This window comes from Roseateles sp. FW301-B2, from assembly GCF_058788955.1.
The window spans coordinates 1-19,280 of record NZ_JBYTBE010000047.1 but is presented as its reverse complement, the minus strand read 5'-3'; the positions used below and the strand labels follow the sequence as shown (position 1 = coordinate 19,280).

The 19,280-nt window shown below is 68.8% G+C and carries 19 protein-coding genes and 1 riboswitch; of the genes, 10 read left to right on the top strand and 9 right to left on the bottom strand.

All coding sequences use genetic code 11. From position 1 onward, the window contains the following. Positions 1 to 2 precede the first annotated feature (2 nt). From AC3WQY_RS22615 to AC3WQY_RS22600, 4 genes are read right to left on the bottom strand one after another with little or no spacing between them, the layout of a single operon-like run. Positions 3 to 1,061, bottom strand: a complete 1,059-nt coding sequence (locus AC3WQY_RS22615; protein ID WP_285233254.1) for an ABC transporter permease — start codon at positions 1,059 to 1,061, stop codon at positions 3 to 5. Next, positions 1,048 to 2,577, bottom strand: a complete 1,530-nt coding sequence (locus tag AC3WQY_RS22610) for an ABC transporter ATP-binding protein (protein ID WP_492710788.1) — start codon at positions 2,575 to 2,577, stop codon at positions 1,048 to 1,050. The genes AC3WQY_RS22615 and AC3WQY_RS22610 overlap by 14 nt, the downstream gene beginning before the upstream one ends. Next, entirely contained in the window at positions 2,574 to 3,914 is a 1,341-nt protein-coding gene (gene guaD, locus AC3WQY_RS22605; RefSeq protein ID WP_492710787.1) for a guanine deaminase, read from the bottom strand. Before guaD ends, AC3WQY_RS22610 begins: the two co-directional genes overlap by 4 nt. Positions 3,915 to 3,917: 3 nt before the next feature. Further along, a complete protein-coding gene (locus tag AC3WQY_RS22600; protein WP_492710786.1) occupies positions 3,918 to 4,895 on the bottom strand; it encodes a LysR family transcriptional regulator in 978 nt (325 codons plus the stop codon). 103 nt (positions 4,896 to 4,998) lie between these two features. On the opposite strand from AC3WQY_RS22600, the gene xdhA reads away from it, so the two are divergent. Both xdhA and xdhB read left to right on the top strand, forming a co-directional pair. Then, positions 4,999 to 6,519: a xanthine dehydrogenase small subunit gene (gene xdhA / locus AC3WQY_RS22595; protein ID WP_492710785.1), complete on the top strand. Its 1,521-nt coding sequence runs from the start codon at positions 4,999 to 5,001 to the stop codon at positions 6,517 to 6,519. Continuing rightward, positions 6,516 to 8,861, top strand: a complete 2,346-nt coding sequence (xdhB, locus tag AC3WQY_RS22590) for a xanthine dehydrogenase molybdopterin binding subunit (RefSeq protein WP_492710784.1) — start codon at positions 6,516 to 6,518, stop codon at positions 8,859 to 8,861. Before xdhA ends, xdhB begins: the two co-directional genes overlap by 4 nt. 12 nt (positions 8,862 to 8,873) lie before the next feature. On the opposite strand, the gene AC3WQY_RS22585 is transcribed toward xdhB, so the two are convergent. Both AC3WQY_RS22585 and AC3WQY_RS22580 read right to left on the bottom strand, forming a co-directional pair. After that, positions 8,874 to 9,233, bottom strand: coding sequence for a c-type cytochrome (locus AC3WQY_RS22585; protein WP_285233260.1), 360 nt, complete (start codon positions 9,231 to 9,233; stop codon positions 8,874 to 8,876). 95 nt (positions 9,234 to 9,328) lie between these two features. Further along, positions 9,329 to 9,655, bottom strand: a complete 327-nt coding sequence (locus AC3WQY_RS22580) for a phage integrase N-terminal SAM-like domain-containing protein (RefSeq protein ID WP_425334650.1) — start codon at positions 9,653 to 9,655, stop codon at positions 9,329 to 9,331. Between the two features lie 311 nt (positions 9,656 to 9,966). On the opposite strand from AC3WQY_RS22580, the gene AC3WQY_RS22575 reads away from it, so the two are divergent. The 5 genes from AC3WQY_RS22575 (at position 9,967) to AC3WQY_RS22555 (ending at position 12,587) form a co-directional block, all read left to right on the top strand. Continuing rightward, positions 9,967 to 10,332, top strand: a complete 366-nt coding sequence (locus AC3WQY_RS22575; RefSeq protein WP_285233261.1) for a hypothetical protein — start codon at positions 9,967 to 9,969, stop codon at positions 10,330 to 10,332. 112 nt (positions 10,333 to 10,444) lie between these two features. Then, positions 10,445 to 10,933 (top strand): GNAT family N-acetyltransferase, encoded by a 489-nt coding sequence (locus AC3WQY_RS22570; RefSeq protein ID WP_285233262.1) that lies wholly within the window; start codon positions 10,445 to 10,447, stop codon positions 10,931 to 10,933. A 516-nt stretch (positions 10,934 to 11,449) separates the two neighbouring features. Then, positions 11,450 to 11,884, top strand: a complete 435-nt coding sequence (locus AC3WQY_RS22565) for a DUF1801 domain-containing protein (RefSeq protein ID WP_492710782.1) — start codon at positions 11,450 to 11,452, stop codon at positions 11,882 to 11,884. Beyond that, the gene (locus AC3WQY_RS22560; protein ID WP_285233266.1) at positions 11,881 to 12,093 is read left to right on the top strand and encodes a hypothetical protein; all 213 of its coding nucleotides are present in this window, start codon (positions 11,881 to 11,883) and stop codon (positions 12,091 to 12,093) included. Before AC3WQY_RS22565 ends, AC3WQY_RS22560 begins: the two co-directional genes overlap by 4 nt. A gap of 65 nt (positions 12,094 to 12,158) precedes the next feature. Next, positions 12,159 to 12,587, top strand: coding sequence for a DUF2267 domain-containing protein (locus AC3WQY_RS22555; protein WP_285233267.1), 429 nt, complete (start codon positions 12,159 to 12,161; stop codon positions 12,585 to 12,587). Between the two features lie 34 nt (positions 12,588 to 12,621). Here AC3WQY_RS22555 and AC3WQY_RS22550 read toward each other — a convergent pair whose 3' ends face one another. Together AC3WQY_RS22550 and AC3WQY_RS22545 are read right to left on the bottom strand one after the other, a co-directional pair. Beyond that, entirely contained in the window at positions 12,622 to 12,879 is a 258-nt protein-coding gene (locus AC3WQY_RS22550; protein WP_285233268.1) for a MoaD/ThiS family protein, read from the bottom strand. A 31-nt stretch (positions 12,880 to 12,910) separates the two neighbouring features. Further along, complete coding sequence (locus tag AC3WQY_RS22545; protein WP_285233269.1) at positions 12,911 to 14,128, bottom strand: WD40/YVTN/BNR-like repeat-containing protein; 1,218 nt, start codon at positions 14,126 to 14,128, stop codon at positions 12,911 to 12,913. A gap of 166 nt (positions 14,129 to 14,294) precedes the next feature. Here AC3WQY_RS22545 and AC3WQY_RS22540 point away from each other — a divergent pair, with 166 nt between their 5' ends. From AC3WQY_RS22540 to AC3WQY_RS22530, 3 genes are all read left to right on the top strand, one after another. Beyond that, complete coding sequence (locus AC3WQY_RS22540; protein WP_285233270.1) at positions 14,295 to 14,582, top strand: hypothetical protein; 288 nt, start codon at positions 14,295 to 14,297, stop codon at positions 14,580 to 14,582. A gap of 48 nt (positions 14,583 to 14,630) precedes the next feature. Further along, positions 14,631 to 14,870 carry a hypothetical protein gene (locus AC3WQY_RS22535; RefSeq protein WP_285233271.1) on the top strand — a complete coding sequence of 80 codons (240 nt, stop codon included), beginning with the start codon at positions 14,631 to 14,633 and terminating at the stop codon, positions 14,868 to 14,870. Positions 14,871 to 14,905: 35 nt separating this feature from the next. Beyond that, positions 14,906 to 15,004, top strand: a riboswitch (cyclic di-GMP riboswitch). A gap of 62 nt (positions 15,005 to 15,066) precedes the next feature. Continuing rightward, positions 15,067 to 17,094, top strand: coding sequence for a PKD domain-containing protein (locus AC3WQY_RS22530; protein ID WP_285233272.1), 2,028 nt, complete (start codon positions 15,067 to 15,069; stop codon positions 17,092 to 17,094). A gap of 10 nt (positions 17,095 to 17,104) precedes the next feature. On the opposite strand, the gene AC3WQY_RS22525 is transcribed toward AC3WQY_RS22530, so the two are convergent. After that, positions 17,105 to 19,177 carry a diguanylate cyclase domain-containing protein gene (locus AC3WQY_RS22525; protein WP_492710780.1) on the bottom strand — a complete coding sequence of 691 codons (2,073 nt, stop codon included), beginning with the start codon at positions 19,175 to 19,177 and terminating at the stop codon, positions 17,105 to 17,107. Positions 19,178 to 19,280: the final 103 nt, after the last annotated feature.

The following is a 19,280-nucleotide window of genomic DNA, read 5'->3' as shown; positions in this document are numbered from 1 at the left end:
GGTCAGCTCCTGGCCCGACGAATGCGGTAGTGGATCAGCGTGTCGCAGGCCAGGAGCGTGAACAGCAACAGGCCCTGGAACACCCCGGTGATGGACTTGGGCAGGCCCAGGCGCGATTGCGCCAGTTCGCCGCCGATGTAGAACATGCTCATCAGGATGGCCGAGAAGATGATGCCCACCGGATGCAGGCGCCCCACGAAGGCCACGATGATGGCGGCGAAGCCGTAGCCGGCCGGCACATAGGGCGTCAGCTGGCCCAGCGGCCCGGCCGCCTCCAGCGCCCCCGCCAGGCCCGCCATGCCGCCGGACAGCAGCAGGGCCAGCCAGAGCGAACGCCGCGAGCTGAAGCCCGCATAGCGCGCCGCCGCCGGCGCCAGCCCGCCCACCTGCAGGGCAAAGCCGGCATAGGTGCGGAACAGCAGCGCCCAGCAGGCAAGGACTGACCCCAGCGCGATCAGCACGCCGATATTGACGCGCCAGCCGTCGAACAGCTTGGGGATCTTGGTGACGGCCAGGAAGCTGATGCTTTGCGGGAAGTTGTAGCCGTTCGGGTCCTTCCAGGGCCCGTAGACCAGGTAGCCCAGCAGCAGGTCGGCCACATAGACCAGCATCAGGCTGACCAGGATCTCGCTGGCGTTGAAGCGGTCGCGCAGCCAGGCGGTGAGGGCGGCCCAGGCCATGCCGCCGGCCACGCCGGCCAGCAGGATCCACAGCACGATGCTGCGGCCGCTGCTGGCATCCGCCTGCATCGCCACCCAGCCGCCGGCCAGCGCCCCCACCACGAACTGGCCTTCGGCGCCGATATTCCACACGTTCGAGCGGAAGCACACCGCCAGGCCCAGCGCGATCAGCACCAGGGGCGTGGCCTTGATGCCCAGCTCGCTCCAGCCATAGGCGCTCTTGATGGGCTCCCAGAAGAACATCTGCAGGCCGCGCAGCGGGTCCTTGCCCAGCAGCAGGAACAGCGCGATGCCCAGCAGGGTGGTGATGGCCAGCGCCAGCAGCGGCGAGGCCAGCGACATCAGCTTGGACGGCTGCGGGCGGATCTCAAGCCTGAGCATGCTGCGCGCCCTCCTCCTGCCAGAGCCCGCTCATCCAGGCGCCGATCTTTTCCACCGTGGCCTCGGCCATGGTGATGGCCGGCGAGACGCGCCCATTGGCCATCACCACCAGCCGGTCGCTGATCTCGAACAATTCGTCCAACTCCTCACTCACCACCAGCAGCGCGCAGCCGGCATCGCGCAGCGCCAACAACTCGCCGCGTATCTGCGCCGCCGCGCCCACGTCCACGCCCCAGGTGGGCTGGGCAATCACCAGCACCTTGGGCGCCGCGTCGATCTCGCGGCCGACGATGAACTTCTGCAGATTGCCGCCCGAGAGGCTCTTCGCCGCGGCGCCCGCGCCGCCGGCCTTGACCTTGAAGCGCGCGATCAGCTCCTCCGCCAGGCGCTGCACCTGGCCCTGGCTGATCCAGCCCGCCGCGTTGACCGCCTCGGTGCGCGTCAGCAAGGTGTTCTGCGCCAGCGAGAGCGTCGGCACGGCGCCGCGGCCGAGGCGCTCCTCGGGCACGAAATGCAGGCCCAGGCGGCGGCGCTTGCGCGCGCTGGCCTGGGCGATGTCCTGGCCGAACAGCTGCACCGAGCCGCGCGGCGCGCGCGCATCCTCGCCCGAGAGCGCGGCCATCAGCTCCTGCTGGCCATTGCCCGAGACCCCGGCCACGCCGAGGATCTCGCCGGCATGCAGCCGCAGCGCGATACCCTCCAGCGCGGTACCGAAGGGCTCCGCCTTGGGCAGGCTCAAGCCCTTCAATTCCAGCGCCAGCGCGCCGCTGCCGCGCGGCGCGGCGTGCCGCAGCTGGGGCGGCTCGGCGCCAATCATCAGGCGCGAGAGTTCGGCATTGCTCTGGCCGCGCGGGTCCACCTCGCCGGTGACGCGGCCGGCGCGCAGCACCGTGCAGTGGTGGCACAGGGCACGGATTTCGTCCAGCTTGTGGCTGATGTAGAGGATGGAGCAGCCCTGCTCGGCCAGCTTGCGCAGGGTCTGGAACAGCGTCTGCACCGCCTGCGGGGTCAGCACCGAGGTGGGTTCGTCGAGGATCAGCAGCTGCGGATTCGTCATCAGCGCGCGCACGATCTCGACTCGCTGGCGCTCGCCCACCGAGAGCGTGTGCACCGGCCGCGCCGGGTCCACCGCCAGGCCATAGCTCTGCGCCACCGCGCTGATGCGGGCGGTGACCTCGGCCAGGCTGAGCGATTTGTCCAGGCCCAGCCAGACGTTCTCGGCGGCGCTGAGGGTGTCGAACAGCGAGAAATGCTGGTAGACCATGCTGATGCCCAGCTGCCGCGCCTGCGCCGGGCTCCGGATGCTGACGGCCTGGCCGTTCCACAAGACCTGACCCTCGTCGGGCTGCACCGCACCGTAGATGATCTTCATCAGGGTGCTCTTGCCCGCACCGTTTTCGCCCAGCACCGCATGGATCTGGCCCGGCGCCACGCTCAGGTGCACGCCATCGTTGGCCTTCACGGCCGGGTACTGCTTGCTGATGCCACTGAGTTGCAGGCGCAATGGTTGGATCATGTGGGTCGTTGGTAGCGCGTGCGGCCAGCCACCAGGCTGGTCACCAGATTGCGTTCATCGGACAGCGTCATCCAGGCAAACAGCTTCTCGTGCAACTCGCGTGCCACCTCGAAGCGGGCCTCGGCCACCGGGCCCCGGGCCCAGTCCCAGACACAAACGTCGGCCAGTGTACCCAGGCCGAAGTGGCCGATCTCGTGCTGCAGGCCCAGGCCCTCGGCGGCACCGCGCGTGGCCGCATGCAGGGCCACCCAGGCGGTGAGGCGCTGGCCGGCCATGGCCTGCACCTTGTAGCCGTCGGCGAGCGTGCGCTGCATCGACAGGCTGGTGCCGCCGCCCACATCGCTGGCCGCGCTGACCGCAAAGCCAGCCGCGCGCGCACCCACCCAGTCGAACAGGCCGCTGCCCAGGAACAGGTTGGACGAGGGGCAGAAGGCCACCTGGGCGCCGCTTTCGGCCAGCACGCGGCGGTCCGCTTCGTCCAGCCAGATGCCGTGCGCCAGCACCGCCCTGGGGTGCAAGAGGCCCTCGCGGGCGTAGACGTCCAGGTAGCTGCGCGCAGCCGGGAACAGCTGGGCCACCCACTCGACCTCGCTGCGGTTCTCGGCCACATGGGTCTGCATATAGAGCGAGGCATCCGCCCGGCACAGGGCGCCGGCCATGGCCAATTGGGCCGGCGTGCTGGTGGGCGCAAAGCGCACGGTCACCGCATAGGCCAGGCGTGAATTCGGCCCTTGGCCATGAAAGCGTTGGATCAGATCCACACAGTCGCGCTCGGCCTGGGCCACATCGTCGCGCAGGCCGTCGGGCGCGTGCCGATCCATCAGCACCTTGCCGGCGATCAGGCGCATGCCGCGCGCCTGCGCGGCCTCGAAGAGCGCCTCGGCCGAGACCTTGTGCACGGTCGGGAACACCACCGCCGAGGTCGTGCCATGGGCCAGCAGCGCATCCAGAAAGCGCGCCGCGCCGCGCCGCGCCAGCGCCGGGTCGGCATAGCGCTGCTCGGCCGGGAAGGTGTAGGTGTTGAGCCAGTCCAGCAGTTCGGCGCCATAGGAGGCGATCACGTCCAGCTGCGGGGCATGCACATGGGTGTCGATGAAGCCGGGCAGGATCAGGCGGCCGCGGTGGTCCTGCTTGGTCCAGCTGGCATCGGGCTCCTGGCCTTGCGTGCCGGCGACGCGACCCTGCTCGTCGATCAAGAGCCAATGGTCGGGCTGGAAGCGCACGGCGGGGCTGTCCAGCTGGCCCCAGGCGGGGCTAGCGGTGAAGTCGAGCAGGTCGCCGCGCAGGGCGAGCTTGGAACGGGAGGTTGCGGAGGTCACGGGGTTCGCAGGAGTCATGGGTCAGGATCGGACGCGCGAGCTGGCGGGCGCCTGCGCCACCAGGGTGCGCGCCACCTCGCGCACCTGCTCGCGCAGCCAGCGCATCGGCGCGCTGGCATGGCTCACATCGTGCCAGAGCTGGTAATAGGCCATGGGCGGGAAGCTCACCGGGCAGCGCAGCACGCGCACCGGCAGGCTGTCGAGGTAGCGCGAGCAGAACAGGCGCCCGGTGGTCAGCACCAGCAGGCTATGGGCCACCATCTGCGGCAGCTGGCCGAAATGGGCGCTGCGCACCGCGATCGTGCGCGCCAGGCCCTGCTTGGCCAGGTGCTGGTCGATCACCCCAGGCAGGCCGGCCGAGAGCGGCATCGGCGCCAGGTGCTGGCTGGCCAGGTAGCGCTCCACGGTCCAGCCGCGGCCGTTGCTCCGGGCCATCGGATGCTGCTCGCTCACCAGGCACACCACCTCGTCGCTGAGCAGGCGCGCCAGGTGCAGCTCCTCGGGCGGCTCCAGCCAGTTGCCGATCACCAGGTCCACCTCGCCGCGTGCCAGCGCGCGGCGGTAGTCGTAGTCGGCCGAGAGCGGCTGCAGGTCCAACTGCACGCCCGGCGCCAGGCGCAGCAGGTGGGCGGCCAGCTCGGGCAGGAAGAAGGGGTCGAGGTAATCGCTGGCGGCAATGCGAAAGCGCAGCTGGGCGGTGGCGGGCTCGAAGCCGCTCATGCGCCGCCGCACGCCGAACAGGGTCTCGGCCTCGCGCAGCAGGCGGCCGGCGGGCTCCAGCAATTGCAAGGCGGTGGCGGTGGGCGTCATGCCGGCGCCGCTGCGCACCAAGAGCGCGTCGCCGGTAAGGGCACGCAGGCGCCGCAGCTGCGCGCTCACCGCGGGCTGCGTACTATGCAGGCGCAGGGCCGCCTTGGAAACGCTGCGTTCCGAGATCACGGTATGCAAGACCCGCACGAGTTGAAGCTCGATCTTGTCGAAGTCCGCCTTCAGGCTCATACGCGCTGCTTGATGAAGTCCATTGTTTGGGTCGTATATTGTCTATGAGCAAAGCCATTACCGTTCGGGATTGTCCGGAGTCAGCCTTTTTTCCTTCTCGTCCATGAACACGCGCCCCATCCGCTTCTATCACCGCGGCCAGATCCAGGAGGTCCAGGGCCTGCCGCCCACCACCACGGTGCTGCAGTGGCTGCGCGAGCATGCCCACCACTGCGGCACGAAGGAGGGTTGCGCCGAGGGCGACTGCGGCGCCTGCACCGTGCTGGTGGGCGAATTGCAGGGCGAGCAGGAGTTGCAGCTGCGCAATGTGAATGCCTGCATCATGTTCCTGCCCAGCCTGGACGGCCGTGCCCTGCTGACGGTGGAAGACCTGGGCTCGGCCCAGGCCCTGAATCCGGTGCAGCAGGCCCTGGTGGACTGCCATGGCTCGCAATGCGGTTTCTGCACGCCCGGCTTCGCCGTCAGCATGCAGGCCGTCTACGAACGCCACCAGGCCGCCGGCACGCGGCCGACGCGCCAGCAGCTCGCCGACGATCTGGCCGGCAACCTGTGCCGCTGCACCGGCTACCGGCCTATCCTCGATGCCGGCGAGCGCATGTTCGATGCGCCCGCCGCGCCGCTGGAGCGCGCCCCCATCATCGCGGCGCTGCAGGCCCTGCGCGCCGACGCAGGCCTGCATTACCGCGGCCCCAACCCGGTCACCGGCGCCGAGGACTGCTTCCACATCCCGCGCAGCCTGCCCGACCTGGCCACCCTGCGCATGAGCAAGCCCGGCGCGCGCCTGCTGGCCGGCGCCACCGATGTGGGCCTGTGGGTCAACAAGCAGCACAAACAGCTGGGCGACGTGATCTTCCTCGGCGCCGTGCCCGAGCTGCGCGAGATCCGCAGCGAGCCCTTCCAGGGCCTGCCCGGCCTGTGGATAGGCGCCGGCGCCAGCCTGGAAGACGCCTGGCGCGCGCTGGCCGAACAGCTGCCGCCGCTGCGCGAGCTGTGGCTGCGCTTTGCCTCGCCACCGGTGCGCCATGCCGGCACCCTGGGCGGCAATATCGCCAACGGCTCGCCGATCGGCGACGGCGCGCCGGCCCTGATCGCGCTGGGCGCCGACATCGTGCTGCGCCGCGGCGATGCCCAGCGCCGCCTGCCGCTGCAGGATTTCTACCTCGACTACATGAAGAACGCGCTGCAGTCCGGCGAGTTCGTCGAGGCCCTGCACCTGCCCCTGCCCGCGGCCGGCACGCAGCTGCGCGCCTACAAGATTGCCAAGCGCTACGACAGCGACATCTCGGCCGTGTGCGGCGTGTTCGCGCTGCGCGTGGAGGCCGGCGTGGTGAGCGAAGCGCGGCTGGCCTTCGGCGGCATGGCCGCCATCGTCAAGCGCGCCGCCCAGGCCGAGGCCGCCCTCCTGGGCCGGCCCTGGAGCGAGGCCAGCGCCCGCGCCGCCGCCGATGCGCTGGCGCAGGACTTCACGCCGCTCAGCGATATGCGCGCCAGCGCCGCCTACCGCCTGCAGGTGGCGCAAAACCTCATGCGCCGCTGCTGGCTGGAAACCAGACCCGACGCACCACTCAGCCCCGCCCAGACCAGCGTCTGGCAGGCCGTGGCCTTCGAGCGGAGCCTGCCATGAACAAGCCCAGCGATCTGCCCCTGATGGCCGAAGCGCAAGTCGGCACCAGCCGCGCGCATGAATCCGCCCACCTGCATGTGAGCGGCGAGGCCAGCTATATCGACGACATCGCCGAGGCCCAGGGCACCCTGCATGCGGCGCTGGGCCTCTCGCCGCTGGCGCATGGCAGGCTGCTGGCCATCGACCTCGAGCTGATCCGGCGCCAGCCCGGCGTGGTGGCGGTGTTCACCGCCGCCGACTTCCCCGGCGAGAACAACTGCGGCCCGCTGCTGCACGACGACCCCATCCTTGCCTCGGACACGCTGCGCTACCTGGGCCAGCCGGTGTTCGCGGTGATTGCCACCGAGCGCGAACTGGCGCGCCGCGCCGCCGCGCTGGCCAGCCAGGCGCTGCGCTGCGAAGCCCTGCCCGCGGTGCTGACGGCCAGGGAGGCCCATGCCCTGGGCCAGTACGTGATCCCGCCCATGCACCTGACGCGCGGCGAGCCGGCCGCAGCCCTGGCCGCCGCGCCGCATCGCCTGGAGGGCGAATGGTCGGTGGGCGGGCAGGAGCAGTTCTATCTGGAGGGCCAGATCTCCTACGCCCTGCCGCAGGAAGACCGCGGCCTCTTGATCCACTGCTCGACCCAGCATCCCTCGGAGATGCAGCAGCTGGTGGCCCATGCCCTGGCCTGGCAGGCGCACCAGGTGCAGGTGCAATGCCGGCGCATGGGCGGCGGCTTCGGCGGCAAGGAATCGCAATCGGCGCTGTTCGCCTGCGTGGCGGCACTGGCCGCGCACAAGTTGCAAAAGCCGGTAAAGCTGCGCCTGGACCGCGACGACGACTTTCTGATCACCGGCCGCCGCCATGGCTTCGACTATCGCTGGACCGTGGGCTACGACGACGCGGGCCGCATCCTCGCCGCCGAGATCGACCTGATCTCCAACTGCGGCCACTCGGCCGACCTCTCGGCCCCGGTGCTGACGCGCGCGCTGTGCCATTTCGACAATGCCTACTGGCTGCCCCATGTGGCCATGCATGGCTATGGCGCCAAGACCAACACGCAGAGCAACACCGCCTTCCGCGGCTTCGGCGGCCCGCAGGGCGCGCTGGCCATCGAGATCATCATCGACTCGGTGGCGCGCCGCCTCGGGCTGGACCCGCTGCTGGTGCGCCAGCGCAATTTCTACCAGGCCGACCCGGCCAAGGGTCAAGACCTGACCCCCTACGGCCAGCAGGTCAGCAACAACATCCTGCAGCCGCTCACCGAGCGCCTGGTGGCGAGCAGCGACTACCACGCGCGCCGCGCCGCCATCGCCGCCTGGAACGCGCAGAGCCCGGTGCTCAAGCGCGGCCTGGCGCTCACGCCGGTGAAGTTCGGCATCTCCTTCAACGTGGTGCACCTCAACCAGGCCGGCGCGCTGGTGCATGTCTATACCGACGGCTCGGTGCTGGTGAACCATGGCGGCACCGAGATGGGCCAGGGCCTGAACACCAAGGTGGCCCAGGTGGTGGCGCATGAGCTGGGGCTGGACTTGGCCCAGGTGCGCGCCAGCGCCACCGACACCCAAAAGGTGGCCAACACCTCGGCCACCGCCGCCTCCACCGGCAGCGACCTCAACGGCAAGGCCGCGCAGGACGCTGCGCGCCAGATCAAGCAGCGCCTGGCGGCGCTGGCCGCCGAGCTGCTGGGCCTGCCGGCCGAGCAGCTGCAGTTTGCCGGCGGCAGGGTCGGCGGCAGCGGCGACAGCAACGGCAAGCAGTCCATCGCCTTCAAGGAGCTGGTGGCCCAGGCCTATCTGAAGCGCATCCAGCTCTGGAGCGACGGTTTCTACGCCACCCCCGGCCTGCACTGGGACCGCAGCCGCCTGCAGGGCCGGCCCTTCTACTACTACGCCTATGGCGCGGCGGTGGCCGAGGTGCTGGTGGACACGTTGAGCGGCGAAAGCCGCGTGCTGCGCGCCGACGTGCTGCACGATGTGGGCCAATCGCTCAACCCGGCGCTGGACATCGGCCAGGTTGAGGGCGCCTTCGTGCAGGGCCAGGGCTGGCTCACCACCGAGGAGCTGGTGTGGCATCCCAAGACCGGCATGCTGAGCACCCACGCCCCCAGCACCTACAAGATCCCCACCGCCAACGACAGCCCGCTGGACTTCCGCGTCGCGCTCTACGACCAGCCGAACCGCGAAGACAGCATCCACCGCTCCAAGGCGGTAGGCGAGCCGCCGCTGCTGCTGCCCTTCTCGGTGCTGCTGGCGATCAAGGACGCCATCGCCGCCTGCGGACCCGCGCACTGCGACCCGCCGCTGCGCGCGCCGGCAACCGCCGAGGCGGTGCTGAGGGCGCTGGGCGCGCTCGCCTAGCGTCAACAGGCCCTAACGCGACAACACCCACTCGATCAGATTGATCAGCTCGGCGTCGTTCTCGACCTTGACGATCTTGTGCGGTGCCGTCTTGCCATCGGTGCCCTTGGCGGGCTCACCGGAGGTCAGGTGGTACTTGATGCGGGCCGCAGCGCCCGTATCCGCCTTGTACTTCCAGGCGACGTACTTGAAGGAAGGTCCTTCCTTCAGGCTGCCGGTCTCGTGGCACTTGAAGCATTCGTTCTGGCGCGCCGTCTGCTCGGCGGCTGCAACGTCAACAGCCAAGGCGCTGCAGGAGCAGAAAGCCACAGCTGCGGCGAACGAGAGCTTGGCGAAGGCAAGAGTTCCAATCCGATTGGTGTCGTACTTCATCGCGATTTCTCCTTTGACCGAGTACCCATTTGAGCCCTGCGATTCCGTCGAGCCCTTGATGTCGGTCAGGAATGAATGAGGGGTGGCGCGCTGAGCTACAGGGCGTTGACCGGGCTGCAGGCCGCGCGGGGTCGTCCAGATCTCGCAACCTTGCCATGCAGGAACAGCAAGGCCGACAAGGCCTGCCGATGCGTTGACGCCGCCACGCCGCGATCGTCGGCGAGCCAGCTCAAGAAGGATTCAACGGCGTGCTTCGCTTCCAGTTCCGGCGGACGCTGCAGCCGATGGAAGCGCATGAACGCCCGGCACCGGTAGACATAGGCCCCCTCGGTCCGCCGGCTGCAATGCAGAAACCGGATGCGCGCGCGCAGCTGATCCAACAAACGGGCGGACCGCAGCGGCGGCAGCGACGGAGCCAGCACGGGCGCTTCCCTCCGTGGGGCGATTGACGTGCCAGGCATGCGCACCTCCAATCCGAGCCATTCGCCATAACGGCTCCGGCACGCGCATACCCTGAGGCCGCAATTGGCTTGAACGGCGAAACTTGCAAGCTGCCGGACTTGGCAGTCTGATCATGCTGTACAAATTGACTGTCAATCACCAGCGAATCAAGGATGGGCGCGGCCTGCAGCGCGGCCACAAGTCCGATGTTAGGGAGATAGTTGCCGGTGTTATCCATCAGAACTGCGCCCTACAACCTAGTTAGGCATTCGTGCAAATCCACCATAGACATATGCGACGACAGTTCTTGATGCTTTTGGCTGCATCGCCGTTTCTTGGATGCTCTCGCGTCGAGAAGGAGGTTCCGACGGACTGGAAGTCGCTCGCACTGCCTGGCAAGTCTCTGGAGCTAATTGACGAGAAGTACGTGGAGAACTATCGCTTCGCGGAGGACGGCATGGCAATCGCCACATTCGGCCTCAAGGACGGCGCGGTTGCGGGCCCAATCGTCTACTGGAAGATTGAAGAAAATCGGCTGGTGATCTCAATTGATCCCGAGTCAGAAATACTTCAAGAGCTTGTATCACCCTCGATCCGAGGAAGCGTCGTGACCGCAACAAGGAAGTCCGGTGCCAAGGCTAAATACAAGTTTGCGTAGTCCAATGCCTAACCAGTCGCTCGAGCCGAATCGCGTAGGCAGGCCGCCGCTCGCGGCTCAGCTTCAACGTTAGCCATCTCTGTTCCATTCTATTTTTCGCGAAGTACCAGAAATGCAAATTCGAGAAGCCTCTTCCGCGGATCGCTCAACGATCGCAATGCTCGTCAGCGAAGCCAACAAGGACGTGGCGGTGCAATTCGGCTTAAACATCGAAAACTGCCCGAAGCACCCATCGTTCTATACGCCGTCCTGGGTGGATGCTGATTTCTCCCGGGGCGAGAAGTATTTCATCGCGGAAGACAACCTAAGTCCAATTGCTTGTGTGGCCTACGAAATTCCAAGCGCCGGTCTCGCTTACCTGAATCGCCTTTCTGTGCTTCCCGCTCACCGCCGCAGCGGTGTTGGCGCAAAGCTCGTGCGACACGTAGTTGATCAGGTTCGCACTTTGTCGGTCAGTACCATCAGTATTGGTGTTATTGGCGAACACACGGTGCTACAAGCCTGGTACAACAAGCTTGGTTTTACGGATGGCGAAATCAAGCGGTTTCCTCACCTACCGTTTTCGGTCAAATACATGGCGTATGCGGTACAGGCTGGCTAACCGATCGCTCGAGCCGACGTCCCTCGGCAAGCCTCGGTCCGCGGCTCAGCTTCAACGTTAGCCATCACCATGCTTAAGTGTCCATCGTGCGCGCGTGAATCCATATCCCCTTGGAGCGCTTGGCATTCCAGCGTTTCAAGGCCAGCCACTTGCCATCGCTGCGGCTCAACTTGCTATGTCCCAAGTTCGTCATCGGGCATTCCGCTGCTAGCCTCAGTGCTGGTTGGACTTGCTGCAATTGCCGTGGCGTCGGCGCTGGATTCCTTTGCAGCGCTTGCCGTCGGCGCACTTGTGGCTGCCACTTGCTACGTCGCCATTTGGCGGCGCCTCAAACCTGTTCCGGTCGTTGCCATGCCGCCTCCCGGGCCAGCCAAGGCAAGCGCGGCGCTCGCTCTGCTTGACGTACTCGCGATCCTCAGCTTATGGAAGTGACGCCGGCACGCTGGTGTTCAGCTCATCCGGTTTGCGCAGTCGCCAATAGCAGCATCTCCAAACCTCCCGGCGGAACAAACGCGCATGCCCACCCCACCAAAGCTGCTCGCAGGCGGGAATCCGCAGGTCGCCAAGGGCGATGGTGATGGCCCGGTCCAGGCTTACATTGCGGCCATGCCTGGCTGGAAGGGCAATGTCGGCCGCGTCATCGATGCCTTGATCGACCGCACCGTGCCGGACGTATCCAAGGCGGTCAAATGGAACTCGCCCTTCTACGGCATGCCGGGCCAAGGGTGGTTCTTGAGCTTTCACTGCTGCGCAAAGTACGTCAAGGTCGCCTTCTTCCGTGGCAGCGCGCTAACGCCGCTGCCGCCTGTGGCATCCAAGCAGCAGCAGGTGCGCTACCTCCACATTCGCGAAGGCGAGCAAGTCAACGAGGCCCAGTTTTCCCACTGGGTCGGGCAAGCCAGCAAGCTGCCTGGGTGGGGTGGCGTCGAACACCAGAGAGCATCGCCATGAATAGCGCCATCCCCGGCAAGCGCTCGCCAACCAAGCCGCCTGCCCGTCCCCGCGCCCTCGGCTTGATCGCCGCCCTCGTCACGGCGGCCGCGGTGTCGTGGTCCACGCCGGACGGCAATCTCGTCGTGACCTTGGTGCCCGCGCTGGCAGTCGGGCTGGCGGTGTTCGGCATCGCTTCGTGGCGTTGCCGTCGCGATGAGTCGGAGTGATCCGTGCAAGGTCATCCGGGCGCTGCAAGAATAGTGTCGCCCCGGCCTTCGCCCGCCCCGCAACCATGCCGCTGCCCTTCGAATATCAGAACGCCACGCTGGAGTTCGAGCGCTTCATGGTCGACGCGCGCGATCTCGCGGGCCTGAACACCACCAATATGGCGTGGAACATGGTCGTCGGCGTGCTGCACACCTTTCGCCGGCGGCTCTCGATCGACCAGGCGCTGCGATTTGCGGACCTGCTGCCACCCGTGCTGCGCGCCATCTTCGTGGAAGGCTGGCGCCCCGGCGAGCCGGTGGCCGGCTTCGGCACACGGGAGGAACTTCTGGCCGAGGTTCGCGCCGTGCGCCCGGCGCATAACTTTTCACCTCCGGACGCGATCGCCGCGGTTGCGGCCGCGCTGCGCCGGCATGTCGACGTGGCCGCCCTCGAGCGGCTGCTGCCAAGCCTGCCCGCGGGTGCGAAGGAGTTCTGGTCGGGCCAGGTCTCTTGAGCCCGGCCCGTTCCGGCGCGCGCCACCCCCCGATTCAACCGCCACTGAGGGCCAGCACAATGGCCACGGCGTCGTCCGGCTGCAGCTCATGCCGCAGTTCCCGCACACCCAAGCCGTTGACGAAGATGCGCATATTGGGCCGCAGCAGGCCGCGCTCGTCGACGACGCGAAACCGCAGCCCGGGGTAGCGCTGCTCGAGGTCCGCGAACATGGCGTCCAGCGAATCGCCCGTGGCCGCCACCCGCGCAGCGCGCGTGTAGGACTGCAGTGCGGCGGGGATCAAGACCTGCATGCTGCCGGCTCCGGTACGCGGGCGCCGCCACTCATGCAGCGAGCTCGGCCACTTCCACGGCGTAGATCTCCGGGAGGTGGCGGGCGATGTTGCTCCAGCTCGCGCCTTCGTCCCTGCCGATCCACAACTCGCCGCTGGTGGTGCCCAGGTAGAGGGCCGGCGTGGCCAGGGCGTCCGCCGTCATGGCCTGGCGCTTCACCGTCCACCAGGCCTGACTTTCCGGCAGGCCCTGGTCCAGCCGCTGCCAGCTCTTGCCGGCATTGCGCGTGACATAGGCCGCCGGGCGCCCGGCCGGGCTGGTGCGCGGCCAGACGGTCGTGCCATCCATGGGGAAGACCCAGGCGGTATCGGCCTCGCGCGGGTGCACCACCATCGGGAAGCCGATGTCGCCCACGCGCTTGGGCATCTTGCGGCCGATGCGCTGCCACACATCAGCCGCCGGGCTGGCCGAGGTGCTGCCCGACCTGTCCATCCGGTAGATGCCGCAATGGTTCTGCTGGTAGAGGCGATCGGGCATGGCGGGGCACAGCCGCACGCAATGCGGGTCGTGGAAGGTGACGGTGCCCGGATCGAAGCCCTCCACCACCTCCAGGCCCTGGATCAGGGTGGACCAGCTGGCGCCGCCGTCGCGCGACTCGTGCACGCCGCCGCCCGACATCGCGAAGTAGAGATGTTTTGCATCCCGCGGGTCGACGATCACCGAATGCAGCTTCGGCCCGTCCGGCGTACCGTCCTGCACCGAGCCCATCCATTCGCGCAGCTGCGGGTTGTCGTTGACGGCGGGCAGCGGCAGCCAGCTGACGCCGCCATCCTCCGAGCGGAACAGGCCCTGCGGCGAGGTGCCGGCATACCAGCTGCCCGGCTCGCTGGCATGCCCGGGGGTCAGCCAGAACACATGGTCCACGGCGCGGCCTGGCAGGCCGCCGCTCGGCTGGGCGAAGGCGGGCGGCTGCTGCGCCTCCTTCCAGCTGCGGCCGAGGTTGGTGGAGCGGAAGATCGTCGGGCCGAGGTGGCCGGTCTTGGCCGCGGCCAGCAGGGTGCGGCCGTCGCGCGGGTCCAGCTGCAGGTGGCTGATGGTGTGGCCCAGGAAATGCGGCCCATCGGCCGTCCAGGTCTTGCGCCTGGCATCGCCGTGGAAGAGCCAGGCCCCCTTGCGCGTCGCCACCAGCAGCACGAGGCGCGTGGCGGCCTTGCGCCGGCTGGACGAAGAGGAAGAGGCAGGCGAGGCTGGGGGGGCGGTTCGGCGCATGGCGGCTCCTTGCTATGGGCAGACGAAGGGGGACTCACTCCACGACGCGCCATCGTGGGGGATTTCGACAAGCGGCGCGCAGAAATATTCACGCTCTCGCAAACTACTGTATATTCGTACAGCATCAACGCAGCCCCGCGCTGCCCCGTTCGAGGAGCGTAAAGCCATGATCCTGAATCTGAACGATCCCGCCAGCATCCTGGCCTGGTGGCAGGTCCTGCCCCAGCGGCATGGTTCACAGCTGCTGGCGATGGCACGGCTGCGGCCGCAGTTCGCGGCGCCCATCCAGGCGGCGCTGCGGCGCATCCGCGCCGACGCGACCCTGAACGCCCAGTTCGAGCGCGGCCTCACGGACGCCGCCCTGCTGCCCATGCGCCCCGCCGGCCATTGGCAGACCGCCGCCGACGAAGACCGGGCCGAAACGAGCGAGTGCCAGGCCGAGGCGGTGCACTGAGCCGCGGCTGGCTCACGCCATGAGCCAGCCGGCCATGAAGATAGCCCCATGAGCAAGACTGTTGAATTCTGGTACTGGCTGCTGCGCGACCCCGCCACCGGGCGGCGCAGGCAGTCGCTGTGCCGCCTCACCGAGGCGGATGCGCTGCGGCGCGACCCGCAGGCCCAGCGCCTGGCCGGCAGCTGCGAGCTGCGCGTGCTGCCCAAGCATCCGGACGACTATTTTCCGCGCCTGGCCCTGGGGCGCGGCCGCTTGCAAGCAACTGCAGCGCGGGGTAACAGCGGGTAAGGCGGGGCGGCAAGCGCGCCCTCAGGCACTAGCATCCCGGCACTCGGCACACCCGCACGAAAGTCGGGGTCGCAAAGTTTCCGGTCTAAAGCGCTGCCGGTCGCCGGCACCGCCATGACAGCGGGGCCGCCTGCATCTGCTGCAGCGTTCCCGGCGGTCGGATCGGCCTGTTCTCGCCCACGGAGTCCGCCCCACCATGAAGCCGATCAAGACGCTGCTCGTTCTGCCCACCCTGCTGGCCATGGCCTGCACCGCCTGGGCCGCCGGCCCGGCCAGCCCGGCCGTGCCGCATCTGCAGAAGCCGCCCTTCCCGTCCGTCAGCCTGCCCGACAAGCAGGCGGCGGGGCAGCGCGCCATCGACCTGCTGGGCAGTCGCCTGCCCGAGGTGGCGGCCTGGTATCGCAAGTCGCCCGACGAGTTCAAGGCCCTGCTGCTGGCCGACAAGCGCATGCGCATCGACCAGCGCGGCCGCGTGTTCTTCGTCGAAGAGCTCGACCAGGCCTTGCCCGCGGCCTCCAGCCCGGGTCTGCTGGACGGCAGCCTGGCGCCGCTGGAGCAGAGCTTTCTGCTGCACAGCCGGCCCGGCGCGCAGCGCACCATCTACCTGAACTTCAAGGGCGCCACGCTCAGCGGCACCGCCTGGAACGGCAGCGGCGGCAGCATCATCGCCCCGCCCTTCGATCTGGACGGCCTGCCCGGCAGCTTCTCCACCACCGAGCTGCAGCGCATCCAGTACATCTGGCAGCGCGTGGCCGAGGACTATGCGGCCTTCGATGTCGACGTCACCACCGAGGCGGTGGCGCCCGAGCTGCTGACGCGCGCCGGCAGCACCGACCAGGTGTTCGGCACCACCGTGCTGATCACCAGCCGCACCGGCGTCTACAGCTGCAGCTGCGGCGGCGTGGCCTACCTGGGGGTGTTCGACGACACCAGCGACTACTACAAGCCCGCGCTGGTGTTCTACGACGCCCTGGGCCCCGGCAACGAGAAATACGTGGCCGAGGCGATCTCGCACGAGGCGGGCCACAACATGGGCCTGAGCCATGACGGCACCGCCACCACCGGCTACTACCAGGGTCAGGGCAGCGGCGCCACCGGCTGGGCACCCATCATGGGCGTGGGCTACTACCAGGCCCTGGTGCAGTGGAGCAAGGGCGAGTACAGCGGCGCCAACAACGTGCAGGACGACTACGTCGTGATGCAGAGCAACGGCCTGCCGCTGCGGCCCGACGACCATGGCAACAGCGCCGCCACCGCCACCCCGCTCACCGGCAGTAGCAGCGGCGGCATCACCAGCGCCAGCGCCCAGGGCGTGATCGAGCGGCCCGACGATGTCGACGTGTTCGCCTTCTCGGCCGCGGCCGGCCCCGCCAGCTTCAACCTCAGCCCGGCGGCGCGCTCGCCCAATCTCGATGCCCTGATCAGCCTGCGCAACAGCGCCGGCGTGCTGCTGGGCCAGGCCAATCCGCTCGACGCCCTGAACGCCAGCCTCGGCCTCACGCTGCCGGCCGCCGGCAGCTATTACCTCTCCGTGCAGGGCACCGGCAAGGGCGATCCGCTCGTCACCGGCTACAGCAATTACGGCAGCGTGGGCCAATACGCCCTCAGCGCCAGCTATCCCAGCGCAGGCAGCCAGGCGCCCATCGCGGCCATCAGCGCCTCCACGCTGCGCGGCACCGCGCCGCTCAACGTGAGCTTCTCCGGCGCCGGCTCCAGCGACCCCGACGGCAGCCTGGTGGCCTATGACTGGAGCTTCGGCGACGGCGGCAGCGCCAGCGGCGTCAGCAGCGCGCACAGCTATGCCAACCCCGGCAGCTACAGCGCGCAATTGCGCGTCACCGACAACAGCGGCCTCTCGGCCGCCAGCAGCGTCACCATCACGGTGGACGCGCCGGTGGCCATCGTCGAGATGCGCGTGGCCGACATCGCGATGAGTCTCAACGTCGCCAAGAACGGCAACGCGCAGGCCGGCGCGGCCGTCAAGGTGCTGAGCGCCGCCGGCCTGCCGGTGGCCGGCGCCACCGTCACCGGCAAGTGGAGCGGCCTGGTCTCGAGCAATGCCGTCTCCGCCGTCACCGACAGCACCGGCGTCGCGCGCTTCAGCTCGCCCAGCACGCGCAAGACCGGCGGCAGCTTTGTCTACAGCGTCACCGGCGTGAGCCTGAGCGGCTACAGCTACGCGCCGCTGACGAATACCGAGACGAGCGACTCGATCGCGCGCTGAGCGCCGGCGCTCAGCCCGCCGCCTCACCCTCGGCATAGCGGAAGCAGCCGCGCCCGGCCGCCTTGGCGGCGTAGAGCGCCTGGTCGGCCCGGGCCAGCAGGCTGGCCGGGTCGGCCGGCTCCTCACCCTGGTAGCAGGCGATGCCGATGCTGGTGGAAAGCTGCAGCGGCCCCTGCGCCAGCTGCAGCGGCTGGGCCACGGCATCGAGCACCTTCTGCGCCACCAGCCCCGCCTCGGCGGGCGCGTGCAAGCCCTCCAGCAGCAGCACGAACTCATCGCCGGCCAGGCGGCACACCAGGTCGGTGCCGCGCACGCAGGCGCGCAGGCGCTGCGCAAACGCCTGCAACACCGCATCGCCGGCCGCATGGCCCAGGCCGTCGTTGATGCTCTTGAACTTGTCCAGGTCCAGGAACATCAGCGCCATCAGCTGCTGGCCGCGCTGGCAGCGCGCCATCGCCTCGGGCAGGCGTTCATCGAAATGGCGCCGGTTCGGCACGCCGGTCAGGCTGTCCACCCGGCTCAACGCGGCCAGCTCGCGCTCGGCGCGCTTGAGCCGGGTGATGTCGAAGCTCATCAGGTAGAAGCCCTGCACCAGGCCGCCGGCGTCCAGGTCGGGCACCAGATGGGCCTGAAAGTGCGCGTCACTGCCGCCCAGCTCCAGCGCGCCGATGAAGTGGCAGCTCTGGCCCGCCAGCACCTGCCGTACATAGGGTTCGTGCAAGGCGTAGCTGGCCTCGCCCAGGCCGGCGCGCAAGCTCATGCCGAGCGCCTGGCTGGCGCTCAGCCCGTGCACCTTGAGCGCCTGCGAGTTGGCGAAGTGGCAATGCTGCTCGCGGTCGAAATAGCCCACCATGGCGGGGATGTTGTCGGTCACCGCGAGCAGGCGCTGCTCGCTGGCGGCCAGCTGGCGCATGGCATCGCGCAGCTCCGCGGTGCGCGCCTGCACGCGCTGCTCCAGCGAGGCGTTCAGCTCGCTCAGGGAGGCATCCTGCTCGGCCTGGCGCTGCGCCAGCTCGGCCAACGCGTTGGAAAGCAGCTGGGCCTCGCGGTAGCCCCCCACGCGTGGCAGCTCGCCCTCGCCCAGATGGTGGCGCGCGGTGATCGCCGCGGCGAGCTGGCGCAGCGGCGCCGACAAGCGCCTGGCCAGCCACCAGCTCAGCGGTAGAAACAGGATCAGCAGGGCCAGCGCGCAATAGCCGATCTGGCGCCGCAGGCTGAAATAGTCGGCCAGCGCCACCGCCACCGGTTGGCGCACCAGCACCTGCCAGCCCAGGCCGGGGTAGCGCTCGTGGCCGCGCGTGGGCAGCACCGCGACATAGAAGGCCTCGCCATCGAACTCGCGCTCCACGCGGCTGGGCCCGCCCTGGCTGGGCAGTGGCTGGCCCTCCAGCGCCGGCGGGCCGAGGATCACCTTGCCATGGCGGTCCAGCACCAGGGCCTCGGCGCGGTGCGAAGCCAGCGTGGCGTCGATCAGCTCGGCCTTGACCTCGCGCGCCCAGGACCAGCTCAGGTGCGCACCCAGCACGCCCCCGCCCTCCCCCGCGGCACCGGGCAGCGGCAGCGCGAAGTCGACGAAGCGCCAGGGCTCGGTCTGCTTGGGCAGGAGGCGCTCCAGCAGCACCGCGGCATGCACATCGCCCACAAACGGCGCCTGGCGTCCGCCCTGCCACCAGGGCCGGGCCGACACGTCCACGCCTTCCAGCAGGCCACCGCTGGCGGCCAGCACCCGGCCCTGCGCGTCGGTCACGCCCAGCCAGGCAAAGTGGCTGAAACCCTGCTGGATCTGCTCCAGCGTGCGGCGCAGGGCGGCAGGCCGCGCGGTCTGCTGCAGGGGCTCCAGCTGGGCCAGCACGATCAGCTGCCGGAACTGCTGGGCCATGCCGCGATCCAGCGCGTCGCGGAAGTCGGTGGCCACCAGCTGCAGCGCATCGATGGCACGCCGCTCGGCATGGGCGCGCGCAAAGTTCTCGATCAGCAGCACGGTGCCCAGCAGCACCAGGCAGACGGCGCTCAGCAGCAGGCCGGCCAGCCAGCTGCCCAGCGAGGGGATGTAGCGCGGCGCGCGCTCGGCGGGGATGAGCATGCCTCATTGTGTCTTGGGATCCGGGCGATCCGCGACATGCTGCCGGCTAGACTGAAGGCCCGTCCGCCGGCCTCGCCCATGAACACCAGCCCCCTGCCCATGC

Bases quoted from the DNA above. Each gene is read 5' to 3' on its own strand.
- AC3WQY_RS22610 (WP_492710788.1), bottom strand. From the start codon at position 2,577: ATGATCCAACCATTGCGCCTGCAACTCAGTGGCATCAGCAAGCAGTAC.
- xdhB (WP_492710784.1), top strand. From the start codon at position 6,516: ATGAACAAGCCCAGCGATCTGCCCCTGATGGCCGAAGCGCAAGTCGGC.
- AC3WQY_RS22615 (WP_285233254.1), bottom strand. From the start codon at position 1,061: ATGCTCAGGCTTGAGATCCGCCCGCAGCCGTCCAAGCTGATGTCGCTG.
- AC3WQY_RS22575 (WP_285233261.1), top strand. From the start codon at position 9,967: ATGCGACGACAGTTCTTGATGCTTTTGGCTGCATCGCCGTTTCTTGGA.
- AC3WQY_RS22555 (WP_285233267.1), top strand. From the start codon at position 12,159: ATGCCGCTGCCCTTCGAATATCAGAACGCCACGCTGGAGTTCGAGCGC.
- AC3WQY_RS22535 (WP_285233271.1), top strand. From the start codon at position 14,631: ATGAGCAAGACTGTTGAATTCTGGTACTGGCTGCTGCGCGACCCCGCC.
- AC3WQY_RS22530 (WP_285233272.1), top strand. From the start codon at position 15,067: ATGAAGCCGATCAAGACGCTGCTCGTTCTGCCCACCCTGCTGGCCATG.
- AC3WQY_RS22540 (WP_285233270.1), top strand. From the start codon at position 14,295: ATGATCCTGAATCTGAACGATCCCGCCAGCATCCTGGCCTGGTGGCAG.
- AC3WQY_RS22565 (WP_492710782.1), top strand. From the start codon at position 11,450: ATGCCCACCCCACCAAAGCTGCTCGCAGGCGGGAATCCGCAGGTCGCC.
- AC3WQY_RS22560 (WP_285233266.1), top strand. From the start codon at position 11,881: ATGAATAGCGCCATCCCCGGCAAGCGCTCGCCAACCAAGCCGCCTGCC.
- AC3WQY_RS22525 (WP_492710780.1), bottom strand. From the start codon at position 19,177: ATGCTCATCCCCGCCGAGCGCGCGCCGCGCTACATCCCCTCGCTGGGC.
- AC3WQY_RS22600 (WP_492710786.1), bottom strand. From the start codon at position 4,895: ATGAGCCTGAAGGCGGACTTCGACAAGATCGAGCTTCAACTCGTGCGG.
- AC3WQY_RS22585 (WP_285233260.1), bottom strand. From the start codon at position 9,233: ATGAAGTACGACACCAATCGGATTGGAACTCTTGCCTTCGCCAAGCTC.
- AC3WQY_RS22545 (WP_285233269.1), bottom strand. From the start codon at position 14,128: ATGCGCCGAACCGCCCCCCCAGCCTCGCCTGCCTCTTCCTCTTCGTCC.
- xdhA (WP_492710785.1), top strand. From the start codon at position 4,999: ATGAACACGCGCCCCATCCGCTTCTATCACCGCGGCCAGATCCAGGAG.
- guaD (WP_492710787.1), bottom strand. From the start codon at position 3,914: ATGACTCCTGCGAACCCCGTGACCTCCGCAACCTCCCGTTCCAAGCTC.
- AC3WQY_RS22550 (WP_285233268.1), bottom strand. From the start codon at position 12,879: ATGCAGGTCTTGATCCCCGCCGCACTGCAGTCCTACACGCGCGCTGCG.
- AC3WQY_RS22570 (WP_285233262.1), top strand. From the start codon at position 10,445: ATGCAAATTCGAGAAGCCTCTTCCGCGGATCGCTCAACGATCGCAATG.